24 protein-coding genes are annotated in these 13,997 nt (G+C 67.2%); all 24 read right to left on the bottom strand.

What is annotated here, in order from left to right; all coding sequences use genetic code 11:
- Nucleotides 1-112: 112 nt before the first annotated feature.
- The 24 genes from map to rpsJ all read right to left on the bottom strand — a co-directional run bounded on the left by map (nt 113) and on the right by rpsJ (nt 13,213).
- Nucleotides 113-955: a type I methionyl aminopeptidase gene (gene map / locus N2M23_RS12410; RefSeq protein WP_265445913.1), complete on the bottom strand. Its 843-nt coding sequence runs from the start codon at nt 953-955 to the stop codon at nt 113-115.
- A complete protein-coding gene (locus N2M23_RS12405; RefSeq protein ID WP_265445911.1) occupies nt 955-1,533 on the bottom strand; it encodes an adenylate kinase in 579 nt (192 codons plus the stop codon). The genes map and N2M23_RS12405 overlap by 1 nt, the downstream gene beginning before the upstream one ends.
- Nucleotides 1,534-1,535: 2 nt before the next feature.
- Nucleotides 1,536-2,855: a preprotein translocase subunit SecY gene (secY, locus tag N2M23_RS12400; protein WP_265445910.1), complete on the bottom strand. Its 1,320-nt coding sequence runs from the start codon at nt 2,853-2,855 to the stop codon at nt 1,536-1,538.
- Nucleotides 2,856-3,070: 215 nt separating this feature from the next.
- A complete protein-coding gene (rplO, locus tag N2M23_RS12395; RefSeq protein ID WP_265445908.1) occupies nt 3,071-3,529 on the bottom strand; it encodes a 50S ribosomal protein L15 in 459 nt (152 codons plus the stop codon).
- A complete protein-coding gene (gene rpmD / locus N2M23_RS12390; RefSeq protein WP_171153438.1) occupies nt 3,529-3,708 on the bottom strand; it encodes a 50S ribosomal protein L30 in 180 nt (59 codons plus the stop codon). The genes rplO and rpmD overlap by 1 nt, the downstream gene beginning before the upstream one ends.
- On the bottom strand, nt 3,708-4,382 hold the full coding sequence (rpsE, locus tag N2M23_RS12385; RefSeq protein ID WP_171153435.1) for a 30S ribosomal protein S5: 675 nt from the start codon (nt 4,380-4,382) through the stop codon (nt 3,708-3,710). Before rpsE ends, rpmD begins: the two co-directional genes overlap by 1 nt.
- Before the next feature lie 103 nt (nt 4,383-4,485).
- Nucleotides 4,486-4,860: a 50S ribosomal protein L18 gene (gene rplR, locus N2M23_RS12380; protein WP_171153434.1), complete on the bottom strand. Its 375-nt coding sequence runs from the start codon at nt 4,858-4,860 to the stop codon at nt 4,486-4,488.
- 3 nt (nt 4,861-4,863) lie between these two features.
- The gene (gene rplF / locus N2M23_RS12375) at nt 4,864-5,403 is read right to left on the bottom strand and encodes a 50S ribosomal protein L6 (protein ID WP_265445905.1); all 540 of its coding nucleotides are present in this window, start codon (nt 5,401-5,403) and stop codon (nt 4,864-4,866) included.
- A 26-nt stretch (nt 5,404-5,429) separates the two neighbouring features.
- Nucleotides 5,430-5,828 carry a 30S ribosomal protein S8 gene (gene rpsH, locus N2M23_RS12370; protein ID WP_171153430.1) on the bottom strand — a complete coding sequence of 133 codons (399 nt, stop codon included), beginning with the start codon at nt 5,826-5,828 and terminating at the stop codon, nt 5,430-5,432.
- A gap of 135 nt (nt 5,829-5,963) precedes the next feature.
- Nucleotides 5,964-6,149 (bottom strand): type Z 30S ribosomal protein S14, encoded by a 186-nt coding sequence (locus tag N2M23_RS12365; RefSeq protein ID WP_171153428.1) that lies wholly within the window; start codon nt 6,147-6,149, stop codon nt 5,964-5,966.
- 2 nt (nt 6,150-6,151) lie between these two features.
- Nucleotides 6,152-6,721, bottom strand: a complete 570-nt coding sequence (rplE, locus tag N2M23_RS12360) for a 50S ribosomal protein L5 (protein WP_265445901.1) — start codon at nt 6,719-6,721, stop codon at nt 6,152-6,154.
- Nucleotides 6,722-6,724: 3 nt separating this feature from the next.
- Nucleotides 6,725-7,075, bottom strand: a complete 351-nt coding sequence (gene rplX, locus N2M23_RS12355) for a 50S ribosomal protein L24 (RefSeq protein ID WP_212755322.1) — start codon at nt 7,073-7,075, stop codon at nt 6,725-6,727.
- A 3-nt stretch (nt 7,076-7,078) separates the two neighbouring features.
- A complete protein-coding gene (gene rplN, locus N2M23_RS12350; RefSeq protein ID WP_171153424.1) occupies nt 7,079-7,447 on the bottom strand; it encodes a 50S ribosomal protein L14 in 369 nt (122 codons plus the stop codon).
- Nucleotides 7,448-7,559: 112 nt separating this feature from the next.
- A complete protein-coding gene (rpsQ, locus tag N2M23_RS12345; protein ID WP_265445897.1) occupies nt 7,560-7,871 on the bottom strand; it encodes a 30S ribosomal protein S17 in 312 nt (103 codons plus the stop codon).
- Nucleotides 7,868-8,110 carry a 50S ribosomal protein L29 gene (gene rpmC, locus N2M23_RS12340; protein ID WP_171153420.1) on the bottom strand — a complete coding sequence of 81 codons (243 nt, stop codon included), beginning with the start codon at nt 8,108-8,110 and terminating at the stop codon, nt 7,868-7,870. Before rpmC ends, rpsQ begins: the two co-directional genes overlap by 4 nt.
- On the bottom strand, nt 8,110-8,529 hold the full coding sequence (gene rplP, locus N2M23_RS12335; protein ID WP_171153418.1) for a 50S ribosomal protein L16: 420 nt from the start codon (nt 8,527-8,529) through the stop codon (nt 8,110-8,112). Before rplP ends, rpmC begins: the two co-directional genes overlap by 1 nt.
- Nucleotides 8,529-9,389, bottom strand: a complete 861-nt coding sequence (gene rpsC / locus N2M23_RS12330; RefSeq protein ID WP_265445895.1) for a 30S ribosomal protein S3 — start codon at nt 9,387-9,389, stop codon at nt 8,529-8,531. The genes rplP and rpsC overlap by 1 nt, the downstream gene beginning before the upstream one ends.
- Nucleotide 9,390: 1 nt before the next feature.
- Entirely contained in the window at nt 9,391-9,795 is a 405-nt protein-coding gene (rplV, locus tag N2M23_RS12325) for a 50S ribosomal protein L22 (protein WP_265445894.1), read from the bottom strand.
- Nucleotide 9,796: 1 nt separating this feature from the next.
- Entirely contained in the window at nt 9,797-10,078 is a 282-nt protein-coding gene (rpsS, locus tag N2M23_RS12320; protein WP_171153410.1) for a 30S ribosomal protein S19, read from the bottom strand.
- A 3-nt stretch (nt 10,079-10,081) separates the two neighbouring features.
- A complete protein-coding gene (gene rplB / locus N2M23_RS12315; RefSeq protein ID WP_265445890.1) occupies nt 10,082-10,918 on the bottom strand; it encodes a 50S ribosomal protein L2 in 837 nt (278 codons plus the stop codon).
- Nucleotides 10,919-10,963: 45 nt separating this feature from the next.
- Complete coding sequence (gene rplW, locus N2M23_RS12310; protein WP_265445888.1) at nt 10,964-11,263, bottom strand: 50S ribosomal protein L23; 300 nt, start codon at nt 11,261-11,263, stop codon at nt 10,964-10,966.
- A gap of 8 nt (nt 11,264-11,271) precedes the next feature.
- Nucleotides 11,272-12,219, bottom strand: a complete 948-nt coding sequence (gene rplD / locus N2M23_RS12305; protein WP_265446177.1) for a 50S ribosomal protein L4, sunset domain variant — start codon at nt 12,217-12,219, stop codon at nt 11,272-11,274.
- Nucleotides 12,216-12,881 (bottom strand): 50S ribosomal protein L3, encoded by a 666-nt coding sequence (rplC, locus tag N2M23_RS12300; RefSeq protein WP_265445886.1) that lies wholly within the window; start codon nt 12,879-12,881, stop codon nt 12,216-12,218. The genes rplD and rplC overlap by 4 nt, the downstream gene beginning before the upstream one ends.
- A 23-nt stretch (nt 12,882-12,904) precedes the next feature.
- The gene (gene rpsJ / locus N2M23_RS12295; RefSeq protein ID WP_006946210.1) at nt 12,905-13,213 is read right to left on the bottom strand and encodes a 30S ribosomal protein S10; all 309 of its coding nucleotides are present in this window, start codon (nt 13,211-13,213) and stop codon (nt 12,905-12,907) included.
- Between the last annotated feature and the right edge of the window lie 784 nt (nt 13,214-13,997).

Genomic DNA, 13,997 nt, shown 5'->3' with positions numbered 1-13,997 from the left:
TGCGGTACCAGCGTTCGGTGTTTCGCGATGGGTGAGTGAAGACACTCCGGACCCGACATACCAGTCTACGCGGGGAAGCACATCCCGCCCAAATCGGGGCCGTGCCGAGCGGCTACGCCAGCGGCCCGTATGCCGCGCCGACCTGCGCCAGGTCGGCCTCTCCCCCGTCGACCGCGGTCAGCACCCACACGCCGCCCTCGGTGACGGCGACGGTGTGCTCCCAGTGCGCGCTGCGGGAGCCGTCCTGGGTGACCACGGTCCATTCGTCGTCGAGTTCGCGCGACTCGTGGGTGCCGAGGGTGACCATCGGCTCGATGGCCACGGTGGCGCCGGTGCGCACGACCGGGCCGCGCGGGCGGACTCGCTCGTTGAACACGGTCGGCTCCATGTGCATGCTCGTGCCGATCCCGTGACCGGTGTAGCCGTCGACGATGCCGTAGGTGAGTTCGTCCTCGAGCTCGCTCGCCTCGACGGAGTCCTGGATGACCGAGCCCAGCTCGTAGATCCCGACACCCGGCTTGAGCGCGGCGATCCCGGCCCAGAGCGCCCGGCGGGTGGCCGCCGACAGCGCGACATCCTCCGGCCGGGCCGCCGCGTCACCGCCCACGATCAAGGTGATCGCGGCGTCGCCGTGCCAGCCGTCGACGATCGCGCCGCAGTCGATGGACACCAGGTCGCCGTCCGCGAGCGCGCGGTCACCGGGGATGCCGTGCACCACCTGCTCGTTGACCGACACGCAGAGCGATCCCGGAAACCCTTGGTAGCCAAGGAAACTCGGCGTCGCGCCCTGGTCGCGGATGAATTCCTCGGCCACCCGGTCGAGCTCGCCGGTCGTCATACCGGCGGACGCCCGGCCGGCCAGCAACTCCAGGCACCGTCCGACGACGAGGCCGGCCCGGCGCATGAGCAGGACCTGCTCCGGTGTCTTGACCGGCAGCTTCTCGCGGCCGAACATCAGCTGGCCGCGGCCACCTTGTCGAGAGCGGCGCGGACGCGGTCGGTCACCTCGGACATCTCGCCCATGCCGTCGACGTCGACGACCAGGTCGCGCTCGGTGTAGGTCTGCACCAGCGGGGCGGTCTCCCGGCGATAGATCTCCTGCCGCTCCCGGATGACGTCCTCGGTGTCGTCGGCGCGACCACTGGTCTCGGCCCGCTTGACCAGGCGCTGCACCAGCTCCTGGTCGTCGACCTGCAGCTCCAGCACGGCGTCGAGGGCGTGACCGTCCTTCGCGAGCAGGTCGTCCAGCGCCTGCACCTGGGCGAGCGTGCGCGGGTAGCCGTCGAGCAGGAAGCCGTTCTTGGCGTCGTCCTGCGCGAGCCGATCGGCGACGATCTGGTTGGTCACCTCGTCGGGCACGTAACCACCGGAGTCGAGGATGCCCTTGACCTGCACACCGAGCGGGGTCTCCCGCTTGATGTTGTCGCGGAAGATGTCGCCGGTGGAGATGTGCGGGATGCCCCGCTCCTTGGCGATGAGCTCGGCCTGCGTGCCCTTACCCGCACCGGGCGGACCCAGAATGATCAATCGCATGGTTATCGCAAGAACCCTTCGTAGTGGTGCTGCTGCAGCTTGGAGTCGATCTGCTTGACGGTGTCGAGCCCGACTCCGACGAGGATCAGGATCGACGCGCCACCGAAGGGGAAGTTCTGGTTGGCGCCGACCAACGCGAAGGCGATCAACGGGATCAGCGCGAGGATGGCCAGGTAGATGGCGCCACCGACGGTGATCCGGGTGAGGACGTAGTTGATGTATTGCGCGGTCGCCTTGCCGGCGCGCACGCCGGGGATGAACGAACCCGACTGCTTCAGGCCGTCGGCGACCTCGTCCGGCTGGTAGGTGATCGACACGTAGAAGAAGGTGAAGAACAGCACCAGCAGCGTGTAGACGATCATGTATGACGGGTGGTCGCTGCGCGCCAGGTTGTTGTAGACCCAGACCGCCCAGTCGGCCGGGTTGGTCGACGTCTGCGGGTTGGTGAACTGCGCGACCATCACCGGCAGCGACAGCAGCGAGCTGGCGAAGATGATCGGGATCACGTTGGCCATGTTGACCTTGAGCGGGATGTAGGTGGACGTCCCGCCATACATCCGGCGGCCGATCATTCGCTTGGCATACTGCACCGGGATGCGGCGCACCGAGTTTTCGACATAGACCACGACGGTCAGGATGACCAGTCCCATCGCGACCACCAGGAAGAACTTGCCCCAGCCCTGCTCGCGGATCGACCAGATCTGGGCCGGCACCTGCGCCGCGACCGAGGTGAGGATGAGGATCGACATACCCTGACCGACGCCCTTCTCGGTGACCTGCTCACCGAGCCACATGATCAGGCCGGTGCCGGCGGTCAGGGTCAGCACCATGATGATCAGGGTCGGCATCGCGCCGTCGGACATGATGTTGGCGCACGCCGGGGCATTGCCGAGCAGCGACTGCGGGTTGTTGTGCACCGCGGTGACCAGCGTCGAGGACTGCAGGATCGCCAGCGCGATCGTGAGATAACGCGTGTACTGCGTCATCTTGGTCTGACCGGCCTGGCCCTCCTTCTTCAGCTGCTCGAACTTCGGGATCACCACCGTCAGCAACTGCACGATGATCGTGGAGGTGATGTAGGGCATGATGCCGAGCGCGAAGATCGACAGCTGCAGCAGCGCACCGCCGGAGAACAGGTTGGCCAGGCCGAGCAGCGACTGGTTGCCGCTGGCCGCCTTCTGGCAGGCCTGCACCGCCTGGTAGCTGATGCCTGGAGCGGGCACGTGCGAACCCAGCCGGAAGATCGCGATGATCGCCAGCGTGAACAAGATCTTGTTCCGCAGGTCCGGCGTCCGGAACGCGCGGCCGAAGACGGTGAGCAACGTGGATCCTCCTGGGCTGCCCGAACGATCGGGCGGCCGGTTTTTAAGGCGTGCGGTGTGCGGCGCCCAGGACTGGCGCAGGGCACGAGGGTGAGATTACCTGCTGCGGCGTCCTCTCGAACGCCCGGGATGTGCCAAACGCCCCGCGGGAGTTACGAGCCCCGTGTGGAGTCTCGTGCCCCCGCGGGGCGTTCACGCGTGTGCGGTGGCCGGCGTCACGCAGTGGTGACCGAGCCGCCCGCAGCCTCGATCTTGTCCTTGGCCGAGGCGGAGAACTTCTCCACGGTGAGGTTCACCTTGACGGTGATCTCACCGGTGCCGAGCACCTTGACCGGCTGGCCCTTGCGGACCGCGCCCTTGGCCACCAGGTCGGCGACGGTCACGTCGCCGCCCTGCGGGAACAGGCTCTCGAGCTTGTCCAGGTTGACCACCTGGTACTCGACCTTGAACGGGTTCTTGAAACCGCGCATCTTCGGCAGCCGCATGTGCAGCGGAGTCTGCCCACCCTCGAAGCTCTCGGGCACCTGGTAACGCGCCTTCGTGCCCTTGGTGCCGCGACCGGCGGTCTTGCCCTTGGAGCCCTCACCGCGACCCACGCGGGTCTTGGCGGTCTTGGCACCGGGAGCCGGACGCAGGTGGTGCACCTTCAGTGCGTGCGTCTTCTCTTCAGCCATCACTTCTCCTCAACGGTGACCAGGTGGGCCACCGCGCGGACCATGCCACGGAACTCCGGGCTGTCCGGCTTCTCGACGGTCTGACCGATCTTCTTCAGACCGAGCGAGCGCAGCGTCTCACGGTGCTGCGGCTTACCGCCGATCTCCGACTTGACCTGGGTCACCTTCAACGTCGCCATCAGGCACCTGCCTTCTCGCTGCTGGCCGAGGCGGCAGCCTCCGCCATCGCGCGCTGCATGGCGGCCGGGGCCACCTCGTCCAGCGGCAGACCGCGGCGAGCGGCAACGGCCTCGGGCCGCTCCAGCTCCTGCAGCGCCGTGACGGTCGCGTGCACGATGTTGATCGCGTTGTCCGAGCCGAGCGACTTGCTCAGCACGTCGTGGATGCCGGCGCACTCCAGCACCGCACGCACCGGGCCACCGGCGATGACACCGGTACCGGGGCTGGCCGGACGCAGCAGGACGACGCCCGCCGCGGCCTCACCCTGCACCGGGTGCGGGATGGTGCCGCCGATCATCGGGACGCGGAAGAAGTTCTTCTTCGCCTCCTCGACGCCCTTGGCGATGGCGGCCGGGACTTCCTTGGCCTTGCCGTAGCCGACACCGACGGTGCCCTGGCCGTCACCGACGACCACGAGCGCGGTGAAGCTGAAGCGACGACCACCCTGGACGACCTTGGCCACCCGGTTGATGGTGACGACGCGCTCCAGATACTGGTTGCGGTCGTCGCCGCCGCGACGGTTGTCGCGGCCGCCGTCACGTCCGCCGCGGCCACCGCGACGGTCGTTGTTGTTCTCGTTGTTCGAGTTGCTGCCGGCTGCGCCTGCAGCGCCTCGACGCTGGGGTCCAGGCATCAGTGCTTCCTCTCGATCATTGTGAAAATCTTGCCCTCATTGCGGCGGGGTCCCCGCGAAGTACCGAGCGGAGCCTGCGGAGCGAGGACTTCGTGGGGTGCGTTCACAGCGTCAGCCCACCTTCGCGGGCGCCGTCGGCGATCGCGGACACGCGACCGGCGTACTTGTTGCCGCCCCGGTCGAACACGACCGAGTCGACACCGGCCTCCTTGGCGCGGGCCGCGACCAGCTCGCCGACACGGCGGGCCTTGGCGGTCTTGTCGCCGTCGAAGGAACGCAGGTCGGCCTCCATGGTCGACGCCGACGCGACGGTCTTGCCGACGGTGTCGTCGACGACCTGCACGAAGACGTGCCGCGAGGAGCGGGTCACGACCAGGCGGGGACGCTCGGCGGTGCCGGCGACCCGCTTGCGCAGCCGCAGGTGGCGACGCGAGCGCGCGGCGGCCTTGCTCGTGGAGCGCTTCACAATCTTTGCCATGGCTTACTTACCAGCCTTTCCGACCTTGCGGCGGATGTGCTCGCCTTCGTAGCGAACACCCTTCGCCTTGTACGGGTCGGGCTTGCGCAGCTTGCGGATGTTGGCGGCGACCTCACCGACCTGCTGCTTGTCGACACCGGTCACCGAGAAGTGGGTCTGGTTCTCGACGGCGAAGGTGATGCCCTCGGGAGCCTTGACCAGGATCGGGTGGCTGTAGCCGAGCGCGAACTCCAGGTCCGAGCCCTTGGCGACCACGCGGTAACCCGTGCCGTGGATCTCCAGCTTCTTGGTGAAGCCGTCGGTCACACCGACGACCATGTTGTTGATGAGGCTGCGGGTCAGCCCGTGGCGGGCCCGCGACTCACGCTCGTCGTTGGGGCGCGACACGTTGATCGCACCGTCCTCGCCCTTGGCCACGGTGATCGGGGCGGGCACGGTCAGCTCCAGCTGACCCTTCGGGCCCTTGACCGCGACGGCCTGGCCGTCGATGGTCACCTCGACACCACTGGGCACCGGAACGGGAAGACGTCCGATTCGCGACATCTCGTTAACTCCTTATCTGTTCCGGGTCACCAGACGTAGGCGAGGACTTCCCCGCCAACGCCCTTGGTCGCCGCCTGCTTGTCAGTGAGCAGGCCGGACGACGTGGACAGGATGGCAACGCCGAGGCCACCGAGCACCTTGGGCAGGTTGGTGGACTTGGCGTAGACCCGCAGACCGGGCTTGCTCACGCGGCGGACGCCGGCGATGGAGCGCTCCCGGTTGGGGCCGTACTTCAGGTCGATGGTGAGCGTCTTGTCGACGCCCTCGCCCTCGACGCGGAAGCCGGAGATGTAACCCTCCGCCTGGAGGATCTCGGCGATGTGCGCCTTGAGCTTGCTGTGCGGCATGGTCGCCGAGTCGTGGTGCGCCGAGTTGGCGTTCCGGACGCGGGTCAGCATGTCCGCGATCGGGTCGGTCATCGTCATGTTGGGCTCTTGCCCTTCTCACCGTGGTTTCTGGTCACTTCCGTGGCCGGACCTTCGGTGTAGTTGTTACGTGGTTTATGCAGGGGTGCGCTGGAGGCGCAGGTATGACGAGGGCGGGCCCTCGCCATACCTGGCTCACCAGCTGGACTTGGTGACGCCGGGCAGTTCGCCGCGGTGCGCCATCTCGCGCAGGCAGATCCGGCACAGGCCGAACTTGCGGTAGACCGAGTGCGGGCGGCCGCACCGCTGGCAGCGGGTGTAGGCGCGAACCTCAAACTTCGGCTTCTTGTTGGCCTTGTTGACCAGGGCCTTCTTCGCCATGCTCAGTTCTCCTTAAAAGGGAAGCCGAGTTGCTTCAACAGGGCCCGGCCTTCGTCGTCGTTGCTCGCAGTGGTGACGACCGTGATGTCCATGCCGCGGACCCGGTCGATCTTGTCCTGGTCGATCTCGTAGAACACCGACTGCTCGGTCAGACCGAAGGTGTAGTTGCCGTTGCCGTCGAACTGCTTGGGCGACAGGCCGCGGAAGTCGCGGATGCGCGGCAGCGCGATCGACACCAGGCGGTCGAGGAACTCCCACATGCGGTCGCCGCGCAGCGTGGTGTGCGCGCCGATCGGCATGCCCTCACGCAGCTTGAACTGCGCGATCGACTTGCGGGCCTTGGTGACCGCCGGCTTCTGGCCGGTGATCGCCGCGAGGTCCCGGATCGCGCCGTCGATCAGCTTGGAGTCACGGGCGGCGTCGCCGACACCCATGTTCACGACGACCTTGGTCACCGTCGGCACCTGCATGACGTTGGCGAAGTTGAACTCGCTCTGCAGGTTGTTCTTGATCTCGTCCTGGTAGCGCGCCTTGAGACGGGGCGCCACCTTCTCGTTCGTGGTCGCGGTCATCTCTTACAGGTCCTTTCCGGACCGCACCGAAACCCGGGTGCGGACGGTCTTGGTGCGGCCGTCACGCTCCACCTGCTCCTCGCGGATGCGGATGCGGGTCGGCTTCTTGGACTCGGGGTCGACGACCATCACGTTGCTCACGTGGATCGGCGCCTCGGTGACCTCGATGCCACCAGCGCCACCTCCGGGCTGACCGGCCTTGACGTGCTTGGTGATCCGGTTGACGCCCTCGACCAGCACGCGCTGACGCTCGGGGTCGACCGAGATGACCTTGCCCTGCAGGCCCTTGTCCTTACCGGAGATGACCTGCACGAGGTCGTTCTTCTTGATCTTCATCTTCGGCTTGCCTGCCATGGCTTACAGCACCTCCGGGGCGAGCGAGATGATCTTCATGAATCGCTTGTCACGCAGCTCGCGGCCCACCGGGCCGAAGATGCGCGTGCCGCGCGGGTCACCGTCGCTCTTGAGGATGACCGCGGCGTTCTCGTCGAACTTGATGTAGCTGCCGTCCGGGCGGCGGCGCTCCTTGCGGGTGCGCACGACAACGGCCTTCACGACATCGCCCTTCTTGACGTTTCCGCCCGGGATGGCGTCCTTGACGGTCGCCACGATGGTGTCACCGATGCCGGCGTAGCGACGTCCCGAGCCACCGAGCACCCGGATGCACAAGATCTCCTTGGCACCGGTGTTGTCGGCGACGCGCAGTCGCGACTCCTGCTGGATCACGTTTCTTCTCCTGTCTCATCGGTTCTTGCCGCCCTCGGGCGCGCAAGCCTGATGGAACTTCTTCTTCGGTGGTTCGTATGACGGGAGCCGCGGGCCCCCGTCATACGGACGATTACTTGGCCTTTTCGAGAATCTCGACGACACGCCAGCGCTTCTGCGCCGACAGCGGCCGGGTCTCCATGAGCAGCACGCGGTCGCCGACGCCGCAGGAGTTCTGCTCGTCGTGCGCCTTCACGCGGGCGGTCTTGCGCTGCACCTTGCCGTAGAGGGCGTGCTTGACGCGGTCCTCGACCTCGACAACGACGGTCTTGTCCATCTTGTCGCTGACGACGTAGCCGCGGCGGGTCTTGCGGTAGTTGCGCTCGCCGTCGGTCTTGCCGGCACGTTCCTCGGTCACTGCCTGTCCCTTGCTCTCTTCGCTCATGCTTCGGCCTTCTCCTGCACGCGGCCGATGCCGAGCTCACGCTCACGCAGCTCGGTGTAGATGCGGGCGATGTCCTTGCGGACCGCACGCAGCCGGGAGTTGTTCTCCAGCTGGCCGGTGGCCGACTGGAAACGCAGGTTGAACAGCTCCTGCTTGGCCTCGCCCAGCTTGGCCGACAGAGCCTCGTCGTCGAGCTCACGCAGCTTGGCCGGCGTCAGGTCTGCAGATCCCACTGCCATCAGAGGTCACCACCTTCACGCGCGACGAAGCGGCACTTCATCGGCAGCTTGTGCATCGCCAGGCGCAGCGCCTCGCGAGCAACTTCTTCGGACACACCGGACAGCTCGAACATGACGCGGCCCGGCTTGACGTTGGCAACCCACCACTCGGGCGAACCCTTACCGGAACCCATGCGGGTCTCGGCCGGCTTCTTGGTGAGCGGACGGTCCGGGTAGATGTTGATCCAGACCTTTCCGCCACGCTTGATGTAGCGGGTCATGGCGATACGAGCGGACTCGATCTGCCGGTTGGTGACGTATGCCGGCTCCAGTGCCTGGATGCCGTAGTCACCAAACGAGACGGCGGTGCCGCCCTTCGCGGCGCCACCACGCTTGGGGTGGTGCTGCTTGCGGTGCTTCACACGACGGGGAATCAACATCAGGCTTCAGCTCCTCCGGTGGTCGCCTCGGCGGGAGCCTGCGCGGCGCCCTCGACGACTGCGTCCTCGGCGACCGGCGCCTCGAGCGGCGCGTCGGTGCTGCGCTGGGCAGCACCGCCGTCGCGACGGCCACGCGCGCCACCGCGCTCACCGCGGCGGTCGTCACGACGACCACGGGCGGGACGGCTCGGTGCGGCGGCCTGCTCGCGCGCCAGCTCCTTGGCGGTGAGGTCACCCTTGTAGATCCAGACCTTCACGCCGATGCGGCCGAAGGTGGTGCGGGCCTCGTAGAAGCCGTAGTCGATGTTCGCGCGGAGGGTGTGCAGCGGCACGCGGCCCTCGCGGTAGAACTCGGTGCGGCTCATCTCGGCGCCGTTCAGACGACCCGAGACCATGACCCGGATGCCCTTGGCACCGGCGCGCTCGGCCGTCTGCATGCCCTTGCGCATGGCGCGACGGAAGTTCACGCGCGCCGACAGCTGCTCGGCGATGCCCTGGGCGACCAGCTGCGCATCGGTCTCGGGGTTCTTGACCTCGAGGATGTTCAGCTGCACCTGCTTGCCGGTGAGCTTCTCCAGCGCACCACGCAGGCGGTCGGCCTCGGCGCCGCGGCGACCGATGACGATGCCCGGGCGGGCGGTGTGGATGTCGACGCGCACGCGGTCACGGGTGCGCTCGATCTCGACCTTGCTGATGCCGGCTCGCTCCATGCCGGTCGACATCAACTTGCGGATCGCGACGTCTTCCTTGACGTAGTCGCGGTAGCGCTGACCCGGCTTCGACGAGTCGGCGAACCAACGGCTCTTGTGGTCCGTGGTGATGCCGAGACGGAAACCGTTCGGGTTGACCTTCTGACCCATATCAGGCTCGTCCTTCCTGCTTCTTCGTCTCGGGCTGGGCAACGTGCAACGTGATGTGGCTGGTGCGCTTGAGGATTCGGCTCGCGCGACCCTGCGCACGAGGCCGGAACCGCTTCATGGTGGGACCCTCGTCGACATACGCCTCGTCGATCACGAGGAGGCGCTCGTCGAAGGCCACCGACTGCGCGTCGGCCTTCTGCCGGGCGTTGGCGATGGCGCTGTTCAGCACCTTCAGCACCGGCTCGCTCGCGCTCTGCGGCGCGAAGGTGAGGATGTTGATCGCGTCCTGGGCGTTCTTGCCACGCACCAGGTCGACCACGCGGCGGGCCTTCATCGGCGTCACGCGGACGAACCGCGCCTGTGCCTTGGCCGCAACCGTGGGGCTCGTGTTCTCAGTCGTGGACATGTCAGCGACGCCGTCCCTTCCGGTCGTCCTTCTCGTGACCCTTGAAGGTCCGGGTCGGCGCGAACTCGCCCAGCTTGTGGCCGACCATCGACTCGGTCACGAAGACCGGGACGTGCTTGCGGCCGTCGTGCACGGCCAGCGTGTGGCCGAGCATGTCGGGCGTGATCATCGACCGGCGGGACCAGGTCTTGATGACGTTCTTGGTGCCGGCTTCGTTCTGGGCTTCCACCTTCTTGGCGAGGTGGTCGTCGACGAAGGGGCCCTTCTTCAATGAACGGGGCATCTCTTACCGCTTCTTTCCAGTACGACGGCGACGCACGATGAGCTTGTCGCTCTCCTTCTTCGGGCGACGGGTGCGGCCCTCGGCCTGACCCCACGGGCTGACCGGGTGGCGACCACCGGAGGTCTTGCCCTCACCACCACCGTGCGGGTGGTCCACCGGGTTCATCGCGACACCGCGGACGGTCGGGCGCTTGCCCTTCCACCGCATGCGGCCGGCCTTACCCCAGTTGATGTTGCTCTGCTCGGCGTTGCCCACCTCGCCGACCGTCGCGCGGCAGCGGACGTCGACGTTGCGGATCTCGCCGGACGGCATACGCAGCTGGGCGTAGGGGCCGTCCTTGGCCACGAGCTGCACACGCGCACCGGCCGAGCGGGCGATCTTCGCACCGCCACCGGGCCGCAGCTCGATGCAGTGGATGACCGTACCGGTCGGGATGTTGCGCAGCGGCAGGTTGTTGCCGGGCTTGATGTCGGCGGAGGCGCCGTTCTCGACCGTGTCGCCCTGCTTCAGCCGGGTCGGCGCGATGATGTAACGCTTCTCGCCGTCTGCGTAGTGCAGCAGCGCGATGCGGGCGGTGCGGTTGGGGTCGTACTCGATGTGCGCGACCTTGGCCGGGATGCCGTCCTTGTCGAGGCGACGGAAGTCGATGACGCGGTAGGCACGCTTGTGCCCGCCACCGATGTGCCGGGTCGTGATGCGACCCGACGAGTTACGACCACCGGTCTTCGGCAGGGGACGCACCAGCGACTTCTCGGGCGTCGAGCGGGTGACCTCAGCGAAGTCGGCCACGCTCGAGCCGCGACGCCCTGGCGTCGTCGGCTTGTACTTGCGGATAGCCATGAGTGAAAGTCCTTGTCAGTCTTCTTTATTCGGGCGGTTCGACGGTCAGCTCTGCGAGCCGAAGATGTCGATCGCGCCTTCCTTGAGCGAGACAATGGCGCGCTTGGTGTCCTTGCGCTTGCCGGTGCCGAAGCGGGTGCGACGGGTCTTGCCCTGCCGGTTCAGCGTGTGGACCGAGGCGACCTTGACGTCGAAGATCTCCTCGACGGCGATCTTGATCTCGGTCTTGTTCGCCCGCGGGTCGACCAGGAAGGTGTACTTCCCCTCGTCCAGCAGGGCGTAGGACTTCTCCGAGACGACCGGCGCGATAAGGATGTCGCGGGGGTTCTTGCCCAGTTGCGTCATAACCGAAATCACTTGTCCTTCTCGGTCTGCTGCGCTGCGGCGCCACCGGCCGGGACGAACCCGGCGGCCTCGGCGGCCTCAGCGGTCTTGAACCACACCTCGGCGACCGTGGCGTCATACCAACGGGAACCGGGGACGTGGTACTTCATCGAGTCCTTGTTGCCCTTCACCGAGAACACGGCCGGGTCGGGCGACGCGCCGTCGGCCAGCGGGGTGGCCGAGTCGGCGCCGAAGCCACCGTCGGCGACCTCGGCGGTCGCGGCCGGAGCCGACGCCTCGGTGGCCTTCGCCGGCGCAGCGGCCGGGGCGGCCTGCTCGGCACCCGAGGTGCGCGCGAGGAAGCCCTCGAGCGCGGGCTGGGTGAAGATCAGGTCGTCGGCGCAGAGCACGTCGTAGGTGTTCAGCTGGTCGGCGAACAGGATGTGCACGTCGGCCAGGTTGCGCACCGACAGCAGCGCGTTCTCCTCGCCACGGGCCAGCACGACCAGCAGGTTCTTGCGGTCGGTCAGGCCACCGAGCAGCGCGGCCGCGGCCTTGGTCGACGGCTTCTCACCCTCGACCACGGTCGACAGCACGTGGATGCGGCCGTGACGCGCCCGGTCCGAGAGGGCACCGCGCAGAGCGGCAGCCTTCATCTTCTTCGGGGTGCGCTGGGCGTAGTCCCGCGGCTTCGGGCCGTGGACGGTGCCACCACCGGCGAACTGCGGCGCACGGGTCGAGCCCTGGCGGGCGCGGCCGGTGCCCTTCTGGCGGTAGGGCTTCTTGCCACCGCCGCGGACCTCGCCGCGGGTCTTGGTGGAGTGGGTGCCCTGGCGAGCAGCCGCGAGCTGGGCCACCACGACCTGGTGGATCAACGGCACGTTGGTCTGCACGTCGAAGATCTCGGCCGGCAGCTCGACGGTGCCCGCCTTCGCGCCGTTCGGCGCGACGATGTCAACGGTCGTCATCTGGCTCAGGCCTCCTTGACGGCGGTCTTCGCGGCTGACTTGACCAGGACGATGCCGCCGCGGGGACCGGGAACGGCACCCTTGATCAGCAGCAGGCCCTTGTCGGCGTCGACCGCGTGGATGGTCAGGTTCTGGGTGGTCTGGCGCTCGCCGCCCATGCGGCCCGCCATACGCATGCCCTTGAAGACGCGGCCCGGGGTGGCGCAGCCACCGATCGAACCGGGCTTGCGGTGGTTGCGGTGCGCGCCGTGCGAGGAGCTGACGCCCTTGAAGCCGTGACGCTTCATGACGCCGGCGAAGCCCTTGCCCTTGGTGGTGCCGACCGCGTCGATGCGCTGGCCCGGCTCGAAGGTCTCGACGGTCACTTCCTGGCCGAGCTGGTAGTCGGCGGCGTCCGCGGTGCGGATCTCGGCGAGGTGGCGACGCGGGGTCACACCGGCCTTCTCGAAGTGGCCGGTCATCGGCTTGTTCACCTTGCGGGGGTCGATCGCGCCGTAGCCGATCTGCACCGCGTGGTAGCCCTCGTCCTCACCGCGGACCGCGGTCACGACGCAGGGGCCGGCCTGCACCACGGTGACGGGCACGAGGCGGCCTGCCTCGTCCCACACCTGGGTCATGCCGAGCTTCTCGCCCAGGACGCCCTTGACGGAGCGCTCAGTTGTGTGTGTCACTGCGAGTCATTCCTTCCCGGGCGTCAGAGCTTGATCTCGATGTTGACGTCCGCCGGCAGGTCGAGACGCATGAGCGAGTCGACGGCCTTCGGGGTCGGGTCAACGATGTCGATCAGCCGCTTGTGGGTGCGCATCTCGAAGTGCTCGCGGCTGTCCTTGTACTTGTGCGGTGAACGGATGACGCAGAAAACGTTCTTCTCCGTCGGCAGCGGCACCGGGCCGACAACCGTTGCACCGGCACGAGTCACCGTGTCGACAATCTTGCGCGCCGAGCTGTCGATGACCTCGTGGTCATACGACTTCAGTCGGATGCGGATCTTTTGTCCCGCCATTCGCCCGTGTCTCTCTCTCGCCGTACTTCAGTTACTACTTAGGTCTGGTTTGGCGTGATTCCAACGATCCGAACCGACCCCCGCGCTCGGGTGTGTCGCGTGTGCTCCGCAGCACGACGCCGACATATCTGGCGTGGTTGGCCGGGCGATACCGCATGGTTTCGCACCTGCAGCTTGCGCTTCCCGACCTCATCCGACCCTCGGCACCAGGGCCGGATCGACATGCTTTCGGGGCGGCAGTTCCGCCGCGCGCCGGCCTCGAATCCCTCCGAGTCATCGGCACACGCGTGATCACTGCGCGTCAAGCAACCTGGCCAGTGTGCCAGAGGCCGCAGCATGCGCCAAATCGAGGCGGAGCCGAGGTGTATGACGCTGCGCACACGCCCCGGCGGGCACCCGGCACTCAGTCACGCGCCTGCTCGCCGAGTGACGGTGCCGCTCGCCGAGTGACGCCCGCGGCAACGAGTGACGTCCGTGCACGACCGTCACTCGTTGCGACGGACGTCAGTCGGCACTCACGGACGTCAATCACGAAGCCGCAAGCACCCGTGACGCGCGCACTTCCGCTTACGAGATGCGCGCCGGCCGAGCAGAAGCGAATCAGTCAGGCATCTGGGGGCGGCGCCACCGAACGTCATACCCGTTGAAGCGTCGAGGCTAGCAATGAGCACAACGCGCTGGACCTCATCCGGGACGTCATCGAGATTCAGCGTCACCACATCGACCGAGACACGCTCGTCCGCGCGCCGGAACTTGTCGCGAAGATGAACCGGTCGGTTGCGCC

The organism is Flexivirga meconopsidis, from assembly GCF_026162425.1.
Classification (GTDB): Bacteria; Actinomycetota; Actinomycetes; order Actinomycetales; family Dermatophilaceae; genus Flexivirga; species Flexivirga meconopsidis.
The sequence above is the reverse complement of the archived record's forward strand: the minus strand, read 5'-3'. Positions and strand labels throughout refer to the sequence as shown.